General features: G+C 33.6%; 12 protein-coding genes. 9 read left to right on the forward strand and 3 right to left on the reverse strand.

Annotated features, from left to right (window positions below; all coding sequences use genetic code 11):
* Window positions 1–202: 202 nt before the first annotated feature.
* From H7350_RS06335 to bshA, 6 genes are all read left to right on the forward strand, one after another.
* Window positions 203–721, forward strand: a complete 519-nt coding sequence (locus tag H7350_RS06335) for a PH domain-containing protein (protein ID WP_204345057.1) — start codon at window positions 203–205, stop codon at window positions 719–721.
* The gene (locus H7350_RS06340) at window positions 708–2,201 is read left to right on the forward strand and encodes a PH domain-containing protein (protein WP_204345058.1); all 1,494 of its coding nucleotides are present in this window, start codon (window positions 708–710) and stop codon (window positions 2,199–2,201) included. The genes H7350_RS06335 and H7350_RS06340 overlap by 14 nt, the downstream gene beginning before the upstream one ends.
* A gap of 34 nt (window positions 2,202–2,235) precedes the next feature.
* The gene (locus H7350_RS06345; protein ID WP_204345059.1) at window positions 2,236–2,721 is read left to right on the forward strand and encodes an ABC transporter ATPase; all 486 of its coding nucleotides are present in this window, start codon (window positions 2,236–2,238) and stop codon (window positions 2,719–2,721) included.
* A gap of 18 nt (window positions 2,722–2,739) precedes the next feature.
* Window positions 2,740–3,963 (forward strand): phosphoserine phosphatase SerB, encoded by a 1,224-nt coding sequence (serB, locus tag H7350_RS06350; RefSeq protein ID WP_235989283.1) that lies wholly within the window; start codon window positions 2,740–2,742, stop codon window positions 3,961–3,963.
* 179 nt (window positions 3,964–4,142) lie between these two features.
* Window positions 4,143–7,097 (forward strand): serine hydrolase domain-containing protein, encoded by a 2,955-nt coding sequence (locus H7350_RS06355; RefSeq protein ID WP_204345060.1) that lies wholly within the window; start codon window positions 4,143–4,145, stop codon window positions 7,095–7,097.
* A 15-nt stretch (window positions 7,098–7,112) separates the two neighbouring features.
* On the forward strand, window positions 7,113–8,249 hold the full coding sequence (gene bshA, locus H7350_RS06360) for an N-acetyl-alpha-D-glucosaminyl L-malate synthase BshA (RefSeq protein WP_204345061.1): 1,137 nt from the start codon (window positions 7,113–7,115) through the stop codon (window positions 8,247–8,249).
* 6 nt (window positions 8,250–8,255) lie between these two features.
* Here the strand turns inward: bshA and H7350_RS06365 are convergent, their stop codons facing one another.
* Window positions 8,256–8,765, reverse strand: a complete 510-nt coding sequence (locus tag H7350_RS06365; RefSeq protein ID WP_204345062.1) for a DUF421 domain-containing protein — start codon at window positions 8,763–8,765, stop codon at window positions 8,256–8,258.
* Between the two features lie 4 nt (window positions 8,766–8,769).
* A complete protein-coding gene (locus tag H7350_RS06370) occupies window positions 8,770–9,798 on the reverse strand; it encodes an endonuclease/exonuclease/phosphatase family protein (RefSeq protein WP_204345063.1) in 1,029 nt (342 codons plus the stop codon).
* Between the two features lie 305 nt (window positions 9,799–10,103).
* Between H7350_RS06370 and H7350_RS06375 the strand changes: the two genes are divergently transcribed.
* Together H7350_RS06375 and H7350_RS06380 are read left to right on the forward strand one after the other, a co-directional pair.
* Window positions 10,104–10,421, forward strand: a complete 318-nt coding sequence (locus H7350_RS06375; protein WP_204345064.1) for a four-helix bundle copper-binding protein — start codon at window positions 10,104–10,106, stop codon at window positions 10,419–10,421.
* A 56-nt stretch (window positions 10,422–10,477) separates the two neighbouring features.
* Entirely contained in the window at window positions 10,478–12,004 is a 1,527-nt protein-coding gene (locus H7350_RS06380; protein WP_204345065.1) for a GH3 family acyl-acid amido synthetase, read from the forward strand.
* On the opposite strand, the gene H7350_RS06385 is transcribed toward H7350_RS06380, so the two are convergent.
* Entirely contained in the window at window positions 12,001–12,609 is a 609-nt protein-coding gene (locus tag H7350_RS06385) for a hypothetical protein (RefSeq protein ID WP_235989284.1), read from the reverse strand. The two genes, H7350_RS06380 and H7350_RS06385, sit on opposite strands and share 4 nt — an antisense overlap.
* A gap of 158 nt (window positions 12,610–12,767) precedes the next feature.
* On the opposite strand from H7350_RS06385, the gene H7350_RS06390 reads away from it, so the two are divergent.
* Entirely contained in the window at window positions 12,768–14,030 is a 1,263-nt protein-coding gene (locus H7350_RS06390; RefSeq protein ID WP_204345066.1) for a putative DNA modification/repair radical SAM protein, read from the forward strand.
* Window position 14,031 lies beyond the last annotated feature (1 nt).

Here is a 14,031-nt window from a genome sequence, read left to right on the forward strand (position 1 = left end):
AAACGTGTGATAACAGCAGGTTTAATAGGAGGTACTGTATTCTCAATTGTTGTCGTCTTATTTGACAAGCTTATGGATAGAGAATTTTCATGGCTAAGATTAGCTTTTTACTTTGTTTTTGGCGTTCTTATGTATGGATTTTTGACCTACAGAAATTTTAAGAAGCACAATAAAAAAAGGTAATTAATACCACTAACAGAAAATGAACTTCACCAATACACAAATTCATAACGAGATGATGCCAAGTATTGATGATGTCATTTTAAAGCCTATTTCCAAAGCATATATTAAAGTAATAATTGTCAATAGTGTTATTGTCTATGGCATTATACTTTCCGTATTAACTGCAATCAAAGTCTTTTTAAAAAAGGAAGTTATTCAAGACAATTTCTGGTATCTCTTCGTCATAGTACTAGTGATTTGTGCTTTTAATTTTGTGACAGCTTTACTGGCGTTTAAAAAGCGACAATATGCTATACGTGAAAAAGACGTTATTTATGCTAAGGGATTTATTGTACATTCTGTAACTACTGTACCTGTATCAAGAATTCAACATATTGAAACATCACGATCCTGGCTGGATCGGAAACTCAACCTTGCGACTTTAAATATTTATACAGCTGGAGAATCTGGAACTGATTTAAGTATTAAAGGTTTACCAAATAAAGAGGCTAAACAGGTTAATGATTTTTTAAGTAGCAAGGTCAATGAAAATAATTGACTATACTAAGCCAGTTAGGCAATCTTCAAAAGGTGTTTTGGTGATTTTTGCGCTAAATGCTTATAAGTTTATTCGGCATTTTTTTGTTTTTTTTATCGCTATCGGGTTAACAATTTCAAAAAAAGAATCTTTCAAGTTTTTAACAGTCGGTACATTAATTACTATAGGTATTATAATACTTTTGATCATCCTAATAGTTGCTGTTTTGAGATATTTAAATTTCAAATTTCATCTTACATCAGATGAATTTCATTTGTCTACAGGCATTATTAATAAAGACATTACAATAATTCCCAAATCAAAAATTCAAAACGTCTACATCAAACAAAATTTTATTCAGCAACTTATCAATGTCGTCGGACTCAATATTGAAACGGCAGGTGATGAGAAGTCTGAAATACATATCAATGCTTTAGATAAGCCTACTGCCTTGCGTCTAAAAAAGGAATTATTTAATAAAATTCTAACCAAAGATTCAGATTCGCAAGTTGATGACAGCAGTACTGTGTTTTATCGCATTTCAACCAAGCGATTGATTTTGGAAGGAATATCACAAAACCATTTAAGAAGTTTTGCAATTATCACATCATTTGTATTTGGTTTATACTACGAATTTAGAGACTATGTTAAAGAACAGATGTTGCTGGAACGTTTTAAAGCCATGACTCATTTTGATAATGACAGCTTTATAAGCGTTATGATTACTGGTGTGTTCATGATACTGTTTGCGCTTTTATTATCATTGTTGTTTTCAATTATCAAGACCTTTATCATCAATTTTAACTTAGAAGTTTTAGAGCATAAAAAGACCATCGAAATCAATAAAGGGCTTTTTAATAAAATATCACTAAGCTTAACACCAAGTCGAATTCAAAATATAATCATCAAAACCAATCGTATTAAAGCTTATTTTGGTTTGTATACACTTTCAGTAAAGCAAGCTATGGTTCATGCAAAACAGCAAAAAAACTTTGTGATTGTCGCTATGAACAAACAACAAATAGAACACTTGGTGAAAAAGCTGTATAAGACTTACGAGACTATTTCCGAAGTGTATAAACCACAACTGTATTATAAGCGCATTTTAGCTTATAGAATGTTAATTGTAATCATGATACTCAATCTTGTGGCATATATGATTTTTAAAACCAATTTTTGGTTGATTAACATCGTCTTAGGACTAATATCTGTTTTATATGTCAACCTTAAATATAAAAAGGCCTATTACCAAATTGATGCAGATTATGTAACAGTAGGACGTGGTTTTATTGATCGTGTTACCGAAATTTTTGAGATTCATAAAATTCAGTCAATTGTGATAAAGCAAAGTGTATTTCAAAAGCGCAAACAGATTGCATCTCTTGAAATTTCAACAGCTTCAGAAGATGTAACCATTCCGTATATAAAAGAAGACGAAGCAAAACGCATCTATAATTTTTTATTATTTAAGGTCGAATCTCAAGATAAAGATTGGATGTAATATTGTACTTTTGTGTCCGTAAAAATGAAAACCTATGCTCGTAGATTTTAATACATTACCTGAAGAATCTCGCGTTTGGATTTACCAAGCGAACCGATCGTTTACAGAAGACGAAATTTCAGAAATAAAAAGCAAGCTCGATGTTTTTATAGAAAACTGGACTGCACATGGCAGTGATTTGCAATCGGGATATCTTATTAAATATAAGCGATTTATAGTTATTGCTCTAAATCAAAGTTTAAATCGCGCGACAGGATGCAGTATTGATGCTTCGGTACACTTTATCCAGCAATTAGAAAAAGACTATAATGTTGATTTGATGGACAAAATGAATGTGTCCTACAAACAAGGAGACTACATTGCTCATAAGTCATTATTGGATTTTAAAAAAATGGCGAAAGACAAAGCAGTTTCAAAAAACACTATCGTTTTTAATAATCTGGTTACTAATATTGCAGAGTTTAAAGAAAACTGGGAGGTTCCAGCAAGTGAGAGTTGGCACAGCCGATTTTTAAAATAAATACGTTACTATATAAATATGACTAAGGAGATTTTTTTATTAAACATATCTGGACAGGATAAACCAGGATTAACCTCAGGATTAACTAACGTGTTATCACAATATGGAGCTAAGGTTTTAGATATAGGACAAGCCAATATCCACGATACATTATCTCTGGGTTTTTTATTTGAAATTGATTCTAAAAAAAAATCGGCTGCGGTTTTAAAAGATTTATTGTTTAAAGCTTATGAACTTGGTGTTACTGCAAAATTCACTCCAATTTCCCTTGATGATTATGAAAACTGGGTGCAATTACAAGGTAAAGATCGCTATATCATTACCATTTTAGGTGAAAAATTATCTGCCGAGCAAATATCAAGAGTAACCGAAGTCATCTCTCAAAGAAATTTAAATATAGATGCTATTAAGCGACTTACTGGTCGGACGTCACTTGTCAACGAAGAAGAATACCCAAGAGCTTCTATACAACTATCTATAAGAGGTAAAATTGACTGTAAAGCTGATTTAACTGAAAAATTCATGCAAATTTCTAGCGATTTAGATGTTGATATTGCATTTCAGGAGGATAATATTTACCGAAGAAATAGACGTCTGGTTTGTTTCGATATGGATTCGACCCTTATTCAAACTGAAGTTATCGATGAATTAGCAGAACTAGCTGGAGTTGGTGAGGAAGTTAAAGCCATTACAGAATCGGCAATGCAAGGCGAAATAGACTTTAATGAGAGTTTTGAAAAACGCATGAAGCTTTTAAAAGGCTTAAAAGAAGAAGTCCTACGTGATGTTGCTGTTAATTTACCAATTACAAAAGGCGCTAAGCGACTTATCGATACTTTAAAAAGTTACGGCTTTAAAACTGCTATTCTATCTGGTGGCTTTACGTATTTTGGTCACTATTTGCAAAAAGAGTTGGGAATGGATTATGTATATGCCAATCAATTAGAAATTAAGGATGGTGTATTAACTGGTGGTTATATTGGTGACATTGTCGATGGTAATAAAAAAGCCGAATACCTTAAGGAAATTGCAAAAATGGAAGGTATCGATATTAGTCAAACTATTGCAGTTGGTGATGGTGCCAACGATTTGCCTATGCTTAATCTGGCAGGTTTAGGGATTGCTTTTCATGCAAAACCAAAGGTTAAACATAATGCCCAGAGTTCTATATCTAGTATTGGTCTTGATGGTGTATTATATCTACTTGGATATCATGACAGACATATCGATTTGATTGAATAACTACTGTAGAATCTTGTTGTGCTAAAGCGTTTGCAATTGCAATATTCATCTAGTTGTTTACAACCTTCTTTATAAATCTATCTTAAAGTCTTTATACTTCCTACTAAAAATACTATTTTGGCATAGTTTTTAGTTCTTAATATCAGTACCCAAAGAACAGTTTAAAAAGACGTTTATTTATGCGATATATAGTGTCCCTTATTTTTACCCTTGTTATATCATTTCCTATGATATCTCAGGAAGCAAACCATCCTTTAGCACACAAAAACCTTAAAGCACAACAGCAATGGGTTGACAGTGTATACTCGAACATGAGTTTGAAAGAAAAAATCGGACAACTTTTTATGGTTCGTGCATTTTCTAACGATAGTAAAGGCAATGAAAATGAGATTGCTAAACTCATCAACAACAATCACATTGGTGGCTTAATTTTCTCAACAGGAGGTCCTGTTCGTCAGGCTAAGCTAAATAATTTATATCAAGCTATTTCAAAAACGCCATTATTGATAGGTATGGATGCCGAATGGGGTTTGAGTATGCGTTTAGATTCTACATATGCCTTTCCATGGAATATGACATTAGGAGCTATAAAAGATAAAAAGTTAGTAGAACGTACAGGCTATCATATTGGAGAACATTGTAAACGAATTGGTGTGCATTTTAATTTTGCACCTGTCGTTGATATTAATACAAATCCGAAAAATCCAATCATTGGTAACCGCTCTTTTGGAGAAGACAGAGATAATGTTACTGAAAAAGCATCAGCATTTATGAAAGGGATGCAGGATGCAGGTGTGTTAGCAAATGCAAAACATTTTCCTGGTCATGGCGATACAGATAGTGATTCTCATAAAACACTTCCGACGATAAATTTCAATGAAAAACGTATTGATTCTATCGAATTATATCCTTATCGCCAACTGATAAAAGAAGGCTTATCTAGTGTCATGGTTGCACATTTAAATGTGCCTAGTTTAGAACCTCGTGACGGCTTTCCTTCATCATTATCCAAACATATTGTTACTGATATATTAAAAGATTCTTTAGGCTTTAAAGGTTTAATTTTTACAGATGCTTTAGAAATGAAAGGGGTGTCTAATTACAGCACTCCTGGAGAAATTGACTTAGCGGCATTTCAAGCTGGAAACGATGTATTATTAATTTCAGAAGATGTTCCTAAAGCTATTGATAAAATTATAGATGCTTACAACAAAAACGACATTTCCGAAGAACGCTTAGCACATTCAGTAAAGAAAATTTTGATGGCGAAGTATAAAGTCGGTTTAGATAATTACCAACCGATAGGAACCGCAACATTAGTTGATGATTTAAATCGCCTGGAAGACGATATTCTATACGAAGAGTTATTTGAGAATGCTATAACAGTTTTAAAAAACAAATCGGAAGTATTGCCATTACGACATTTAGAAACTAAAAAAATTGCCTATGTCGAGCTTGGAGATAGCTCTGGTTCTGAGTTTTATGAAGAATTAAAAAAATACACCAAAGTCCATAAAGTAACTGCCGATAAATTAGATGAACTTATTACGAAGCTTCAAAATTACAATACGGTTATTGTTGGTTTCCATAAAAAGAATGACAACCCTTGGCAAGGCTATAAATTTAAAGACAAAGATTTAGTCTGGCTTTACGAAATAGCAAGGACCAATACAGTAATTCTTGATGTGTTTGCGAGACCGTATTCGCTTATTGACTTGTCTACAATTGAAAATATTGAAGGCATTGTTATGAGTTATCAAAACAGTGCTATTTCACAACAAAAATCTGCTCAAATTATTTTTGGATCACTTTCGGCAAAAGGGACCATCCCTGTATCATTGGGTGAACACTTTAATGCTGGCGACGGTATTGTTTATAATTCAATTTCCTCATTAAGTTACGGACTTCCAGAACGTGTCGGAATGAGTTCAAAAAAATTGCAACGTTTAGATTCTGTTGCTAATTACGCAGTAGACAACAAAATGACACCTGGAATTCAATTATTAGTCGCTAGAAAAGGAAAAGTAGTGTACAATAAAAATTTCGGAAAACATACTTACGACGGAAAAGAAAAGGTGAAATTTGAAGATATTTATGACGTAGCCTCGCTTACAAAAATTTTGGCAACACTTCCGCTATTAATGGAGTTGGAGGAAAAAAAGGCAGTTTCATTGAATACTAAATTGTCGCGAATTCTTCCTGAATATTTAAATTCAAACAAAAAAAATATTACGATTAAAAGCATGTTGTCGCATTATGCTCAACTGCGTCCTTGGGTTCCTTTTTATGTTGCAACCTTAGACTCTGTAACTCAAAAGCCCGATCCAAAATATTACAGGAGAGTAGCAACTCCTCGCTTTAGTATAAAAGTTGCTGAGGAAATGTTTTTACGTCATGATTATCCAGATTCGATTCAAAAAGTCATATTAGAAACCGAATTGTTATCAACTTTACGCTATCGATACAGTGATTTACCCTATTATATTTTGAAAAAATATATAGAAGGATATTATAAAAAACCACTAGACGAGCTGGTTCAAACGCATTTCTACCAATCTCTAGGTGCAAATTATACGACATATAATCCGTCGACAAAATTTAGCGATAAAAATATCATTCCTACCGAGATTGATGATTATTTCCGTTATCAAAAAGTTCAAGGCTATGTACATGATATGGGAGCAGCAATGCAAAATGGTGTAGGTGGTCATGCAGGTGTGTTTAGTAATGCCAATGACGTTGCAAAAATGATGCAGCTATACCTTCAGAAAGGCTATTATGGTGGAAAACGATATTTTAAAACTGAAACCATAGATAAATTTAATACCTGTCATTTTTGTCATAAAAATGTAAGGAGAGGCGTTGGTTTCGACAAACCACAACTAGGGGATGAAGGTCCAACATGTGGCTGTGTATCCATGACCAGTTTTGGGCATTCCGGATTTACAGGAACTTATGCCTGGGCAGATCCTGAAGCTGAGATCGTATATATATTCTTAGCCAACAGAACTTATCCTAAGGCAGGGAAGAATTTATTATTAAGAGAAAATATAAGAACAGAAATACAGCGATTAATTTATGAAGCCATTATTGATAATGATTCTGATGATGATATCGCCGAACATAAACATTAGTAAGTTAATTAAGGTATGAAAATAGGAATTGTTTGTTACCCAACTTTTGGTGGAAGTGGTGTCGTTGCGACCGAATTAGGCTTAGAACTCTCTAAACGCGGTCACGAAATTCACTTTATAACTTACAGTCAACCTGTGCGTCTGGAGTTATTAAGTCATAATGTGCATTATCACGAAGTTAACGTTCCTGAATATCCCTTATTTCTTTATCAGCCGTATGAGTTGGCGTTATCCAGCAAATTGGTCGATATGGTGAAACTTCACAAAATTGAAGTCTTACATGTGCATTATGCAATTCCGCACGCTTATGCAGCCTATATGGCAAAAAAAATGTTGCAGGAAGAAGGTGTTTATGTACCTATTGTAACCACACTTCACGGTACAGATATTACACTGGTTGGAAGTCACCCATTTTATAAGCCTGCAGTTACGTTTAGTATTAATAAATCAGATGCAGTTACATCGGTTTCTCAGAGTTTAAAAGAGGACACTTTACGTCTGTTTGATATAAAAAAAGAGATTAACGTTGTTCCTAATTTTATAGATTTAACAAAGCACGAGCCTAATTTTACAGATTGCCAGCGTGCTATGATGGCTACAGATAATGAAAAAATCATCACACATATTAGTAACTTCAGAAAAGTAAAGCAAATTCCAGATGTGATTAAGATTTTTAATACGATTCAAAAGAAAATTCCAGCTAAGTTGATGATGGTTGGCGAAGGACCAGAGCGAGAACCAGCAGAACGTTTATGCGAAAAATTAGGGATTAGCGATAAAGTGGTGTTCTTCGGAAATAGTAATGAAATTGATAAGATTCTGTGTTTTAGTGATTTGTTTTTACTCCCATCATTGACAGAGAGTTTCGGATTATCGGCTTTAGAAGCTATGGCTTCTGGAGTTCCGGTAATATCAAGTAATACTGGAGGGATTCCTGAAGTAAATGAGCATGGCTTCTCAGGGTATTTAAGTGAAATTAATGACGTTGATGATATGTCTAAAAATGCAATTTATATCCTGTCGGATGACCAACGCTTAGCTTCATTTAAATCTAACGCGAAAGCTGTAGCTCAAAAGTTTGGTATTCATAAAATTGTACCACAATACGAAGCGATATATGAAGATACTTTAAAGAAGTGTTTGATATTGTAACAGAGTTTAAAAATCCATAATCCAATCGTCCAAAGTTTTGTCACTGGAACCATGTAGGACTGAAATATCACCTGTTGATTCAAATACAACGGCTTTAATTTCACTTAGTTGTATCACATTAGCTTCACGTAATTTCGCTTTTAAATCCGATTCTGTGACATGGCATTTTTCTAGACTCCCTTCAATGATTTTCCCGTCTTTCATGAGTAATGTAGGCTTATTGTCCATGAGGTGTCTGATACCTTTAAAACGTCTCCCATAAGCGACTATCATTTGGATGGCATACATAATTAATAAGCCTGTAATGCCCTGAAGTAAGGATACCGATTTAGAGATGATAACAGTAGCCATTATAGATCCTATGGCTACAGTCACAGCAAAATCAAAACTAGACATTTTAGAAAAGCTTCGTTTGCCACTTATTCGAGTTATGAGGACTATAGCGATATAAATTCCAATGGCTGTTAAAATTATAGCTATTAAACTTTCCGAGGTAATAGTAAACCAATCTTTCATAATATTATTTATTGTCTTTAAACTTTTTTATTTGATCCTCAGCAGATTTTAAATCCGCCTCAGCTGGATAAGGTGATTTCTGTAACTGCTTATGCTCGGGCTCAAAACTTAATTCTATATACAGAGGAAAATGATCTGAATTTACATCATCACATAGTTCTAAATGTTTTAATCTAAATTCACTAGATATAAAAATATGGTCTAATGGCCATCGCATTATGTAACTGTTTGCATTGTATGTATTGTACAAACCTCTGCCTTTTCTTAAGTCTAATAAACGACTGACACGTTGAAATAGTTTTGAGGTTTGCGACCAGGCTACATCATTAAAATCACCAATAACAACTACAGGATATTTAGAGTCTAATGCCAGTTTTGCCACCATCATCATTTCTGCATCTCGGTCGGTTGATTTAGGATTTTCCTGAGGCATAGGAGGAGTTGGATGTATGGCATATAGCTGAATCGTATCATTGCTTGCTAATTTTACTTTTGTATGAATTGAAGGAACACTATCGCTGACCATAAATTCTACAGAAGTGTCAAATAACTCCAATTTTGAATAAAGCAACATGCCATAAGTATTGTCTAAAGGAAATTCTACTTGATGTATATATGAACGGTTTAATGAATTTCTTATCTCATGGTTCCAGTTTTTATCGGTTTCTGTAAATAGCATGATGTCTGCATTTTTAGTTGTAGACATCGATTTTATCAATTCATAATCTGTATTTGTTTGCAATACATTTGAAGTAAATAGGCTTAAATTCGACTCACCACGTTCTGAATTTAAAACTTCATAGTCTGCAAATTTAGTATAAGGGTATATTTTACTAAACTGAAATATAGAGCATAGCACTAAAATTCCTACGAACAGATAATCTCTCCAAGCATTAAAGTCAAATTTTATGATATAAAAAAGTATAGCAGAAAACGTTAAAAATGTGAGTTGTAAATGTGGAAAGTCAAACATACGTATCCACCAGTAATCTAAGGCTACAAAAGGCATTAATGTCAGTACGATGGAAATCATACCAAAACCGGTGAGTATATTTTTTAGTTTTAATGTCGTCAAGTCAGGTTGTGTTAGAAAACTAAATGTACGGCTATTAAACGGTTTCTATTAAAATCTACGCAATTGAGGTGCTTTTTTTTGCTTTTGGATTAATAATATGCCTTTTTACAAACAATAGATTCTCACAAAAGCTTGTCAAAATAATTTTGTCGGCGTCATTACATTTAATGTCTCCATTAAATGAGTTAATGTTTTTAGTATTCGCATTATTGCACGCAGTTAAATTTCTTTTACTTCACACCATAAATCAAAACTTACAAATCATGACTATTAAATATGAATCCTGTATAGAAGCTTGTCAAACTTGCTTGGTTGAATGTCAACATTGTTTATCTGAAATGGCAGGTAAATCTAGTATGAATGACTGTCCGAAATGCTGTGTGCAATGTATCGATGCCTGTTATATCTGTATTAAAATGATGGCATGTGATAGTGCATTTGTAAAACAATATGCACTCTTGTGTGCCGAAATATGTGACTATTGTGCCGACCACTGTGAAGCTCATGATCATGAGCATTGTAAAGCCTGTGCTGTATCATGTCGTAAATGTGCTGAAGAATGTCGAAAAATAGCAGCGTAAAATTTGTAATAAACATTGAAATTAATAGTAAATACTAACATTTATAGAAATTATATATGGCAATTTTAGGTAATATCATTAAAAGTTTCATCCAGTTAAAAGACACGTTTTCTTCTGAAATAGAACACACTAAAGCTCAGGCAGAGGTACTAAAACACTTATTAGAAAAGGCTAAAGACACTCAGTTTGGGAGACATTATAAGTTTGAGGATATCCTTAACGCCGATAATAGTTCTGAAGCATTTGCTAAAGGCGTACCTTATTTTGACTACAATAAAATTAATGAAGAATGGTGGTATAAACTACATGAAGGTGATGTAGATGTGACTTGGCCTGGTAATCCTTCTTACTTTGCACTAAGTTCTGGTACAACTGGAACCACGAGTAAACGTATTCCAGTTACAGATGACATGATTGAAGCCATCAGGCAAGCAGGTATCAAACAAGTGTTTGCCTTAAATAACTATGATTTACCAGCCGATTTTTTTGAAAAGGAAATTATGATGTTGGGAAGTTCAACCGATTTGGATGAAAAAGACGACCATCTGGAAGGTGAAATTAGCGGGATAAGCGCTAGCAACATTCCGTCGTGGTTTAAAAGCTATTACAAGCCTGGTGAAGATATCGCTAAAATTGATGACTGGGATAAAAGAGTACAACGTATTGCAGAGCGAGCTAAAGACTGGGATATTGGAGCGTTAAGTGGTATTCCTTCATGGATTGAACTGATGCTGCAAAAAGTTATCGATTATCATAAAGTTGAAAACATTCATGATATATGGCCAAACCTCAAAGTCTATACTTCAGGAGGCGTAGCTTTTGGTCCGTATGAAAAGAGTTTTAAAGCACTCATGGGCAAACCTGTCACAGTTATTGATACATATCTAGCGTCTGAAGGCTATATCGCTACGCAAGTCCGACCTGAAACCGATGCCATGCAACTCAACACCGATAATGGTATCTATTTCGAATTTGTTCCTTTTCAACCAGAATATATCAATCAGGATGGTTCTTTAAAGGATGATGCACCTTCAGTAACATTAAAAGATGTAGAGTTAGATCAGGATTATGTTCTTATTATAAGTACTGTAAGTGGTGCATGGCGCTATTTGATTGGTGATACTATAGAATTTACAAATGTTGAGCGTGCTGAAATTAAAATTACTGGTCGAACAAAATTCTTTTTGAATACTGTAGGTTCGCAACTCTCAGTAAATAAAATGGATGCTGCGCTAAGAGATTTAGAAGCACAATTTGATACGACAATTCCAGAATATACCATTTGTGCACATAGGGCAGAAGATGGAGAATTTTACCATTGCTGGTATTTGGGTTCTGAATTAAAAAATGCTGATGAAACTGAAATTGCTAAAGCCTTAGACGCCTCATTAAAAGCAGCAAATAAAAATTATAAAGTAGCGAGAAGCAAAGCTTTAAAAGGTGTGAAGGTCAAAGTTGTAGCGCCAGAAAAATTCTATGATTGGAATGCCAGAAATAAGAAGAAAGGCGGACAAGTTAAAATGGAACGTGTTATGGGTGAAGAAAAATTTGAAGACTGGGAAGCTTTTATTTTAGAATCTTAATTTTCAGAATGTTGAGCTTGTCGTTGATTCACTAATTCCATAATTTCTTCAGGAGAGAGGTAGTATTTTTTTATACGGTCTTTATAGGATTTTGTTATTTGAGCATGGTTCAATATAAAGTCCTTAGTTTTCAAAATATAGTCTTCCATACCGTGATATACAGCAAATGTATCTGCTGCACGCTCAGCCTCAACAATATGATTTTCAGAAAGTAAGTATTTGATTCCGAACCAAATCAGGTTGAGTTTACTACGATCTTGATAATCCATAATATGTCCAAGTTCATGACCTATCCATCCTATTAAAATATCTGAAGGAATATCTCTGGTACGAAATTCTTTATCAGAAATTTTAAATGTCTCACTAATTAACACTACAAATCTTCTATTTTTTTTACTTCTAAAAAAACTTCCAAATGTCGGTCTAGCCTGCATCGTTGATTTTTTTATATTCTTTTTGAATTTGAATTTTATATGAATGCTATCCAATTGTGAATAATACGATAAAGCAGTGTTAACTTCGGTAGATATTGAATCTGGAATTATATGCTGTGCACTCATTTGAAAATTTTGTATTAAGATGAATATAGTTATGAATCGTTTCATAGTGACACAGTATAATCATTGTCTGTAATTGGCTTTGCTAGATATGCTATAATTATTAACGCTAATGAAAATTATATTTAAAATTTAAACATATGTTTAATTTTATTGGTTATATTCAGTAATATTTACGATATTTGTCCTACAAATTAATCCTACTTATGTCTTTTGAACGTACCCAAGAAAAATTAAAAATTTTAGCTGATGCTGCAAAATATGACGTTTCATGTTCTTCAAGCGGAAGCCAGCGAACAAATAAAAATAAAGGTCTAGGTGATGCCACAGGAATGGGAATTTGCCATTCTTATACCGAAGATGGCCGATGTGTATCCTTGCTCAAAATTCTTTTAACTAACTACTGCATTTTTGATTGTGCTTATTGCGTTACTCGAAAGAGTAATGATATCAAACGTGCAGCATTCAAGGTTCAGGAAGTGGTAGATTTAACTATTAATTTTTACAGACGTAATTATATAGAAGGTCTATTTTTAAGCTCTGGTATTTTTAAAAGTGCCGATTATACCATGGAGCGTTTGGTGGCCGTTGCTAAAAAATTGCGCTTGGAAGAGAATTTTAACGGATATATACATTTAAAATCGATTCCAGGAGCTTCAGATGAATTGATGCGAGAAGCAGGTTTATATGCAGACCGACTCAGCGTAAATATTGAAATTCCTACTGCTTCAGGATTAAAAAAATTAGCACCAGATAAAAAACGTGAAGATTTTATCAAACCAATGGTAAAGGTAAAAAATGAAATCATTCAATATAAATCAGAAAAAAAGATTATAAAAAATACACCTAAGTATGCACCAGCTGGTCAAAGTACGCAAATGATTATTGGTGCTAGTGGTGAGAATGATTTTCAGATTATGCAAACCTCTAATCATTTTTACAACACTTATAATTTGAAGCGTGTATACTATTCTGGCTACGTACCTATAAGCTATGATAATCGCTTACCTCAAATAGGAAGTGCCGTTCCTATGATGCGAGAAAACAGATTATATCAAACCGATTGGTTAATGCGCTTTTATGGTTTTGATGTGAGTGAAATTTTAAATGAAAAGCATCAAAATTTAGATTTAGATGTTGACCCAAAATTAAGCTGGGCACTTAGAAATTTGCACGAATTTCCTGTAGATGTTAATACAGCAGACAAGCGCATGCTTGCTAGAATTCCGGGTTTGGGAATGAAGTCTGTATATAAGATTTTAAATGCACGTCGCTTTAGAAGATTAAACTGGGAGCATCTTAAAAAGATAGGAATTGCATTAAACAGAGCACAGTACTTTATGTTATGTGATAGCAATCAGTTTGAGCGTAGAGACTTATCTCCTGAAAAAATTAAAGGATTAATTCTACAAAACTCTACAAGTAAATATCGCAGCACATTGAGTAATCAATTAAGTTTATTCGGATAAG

This window comes from Psychroserpens algicola, from assembly GCF_014526325.1.
GTDB classification, from domain to species: domain Bacteria; phylum Bacteroidota; class Bacteroidia; order Flavobacteriales; family Flavobacteriaceae; genus Psychroserpens; species Psychroserpens algicola.

Bases quoted from the DNA above. Each gene is read 5' to 3' on its own strand.
- H7350_RS06335 (WP_204345057.1), top strand. From the start codon at position 203: ATGAACTTCACCAATACACAAATTCATAACGAGATGATGCCAAGTATT.
- H7350_RS06340 (WP_204345058.1), top strand. From the start codon at position 708: ATGAAAATAATTGACTATACTAAGCCAGTTAGGCAATCTTCAAAAGGT.
- H7350_RS06345 (WP_204345059.1), top strand. From the start codon at position 2,236: ATGCTCGTAGATTTTAATACATTACCTGAAGAATCTCGCGTTTGGATT.
- serB (WP_235989283.1), top strand. From the start codon at position 2,740: ATGACTAAGGAGATTTTTTTATTAAACATATCTGGACAGGATAAACCA.
- H7350_RS06355 (WP_204345060.1), top strand. From the start codon at position 4,143: ATGCGATATATAGTGTCCCTTATTTTTACCCTTGTTATATCATTTCCT.
- bshA (WP_204345061.1), top strand. From the start codon at position 7,113: ATGAAAATAGGAATTGTTTGTTACCCAACTTTTGGTGGAAGTGGTGTC.
- H7350_RS06365 (WP_204345062.1), bottom strand. From the start codon at position 8,765: ATGAAAGATTGGTTTACTATTACCTCGGAAAGTTTAATAGCTATAATT.
- H7350_RS06370 (WP_204345063.1), bottom strand. From the start codon at position 9,798: ATGATTTCCATCGTACTGACATTAATGCCTTTTGTAGCCTTAGATTAC.
- H7350_RS06375 (WP_204345064.1), top strand. From the start codon at position 10,104: ATGACTATTAAATATGAATCCTGTATAGAAGCTTGTCAAACTTGCTTG.
- H7350_RS06380 (WP_204345065.1), top strand. From the start codon at position 10,478: ATGGCAATTTTAGGTAATATCATTAAAAGTTTCATCCAGTTAAAAGAC.
- H7350_RS06385 (WP_235989284.1), bottom strand. From the start codon at position 12,609: ATGAAACGATTCATAACTATATTCATCTTAATACAAAATTTTCAAATG.
- H7350_RS06390 (WP_204345066.1), top strand. From the start codon at position 12,768: ATGTCTTTTGAACGTACCCAAGAAAAATTAAAAATTTTAGCTGATGCT.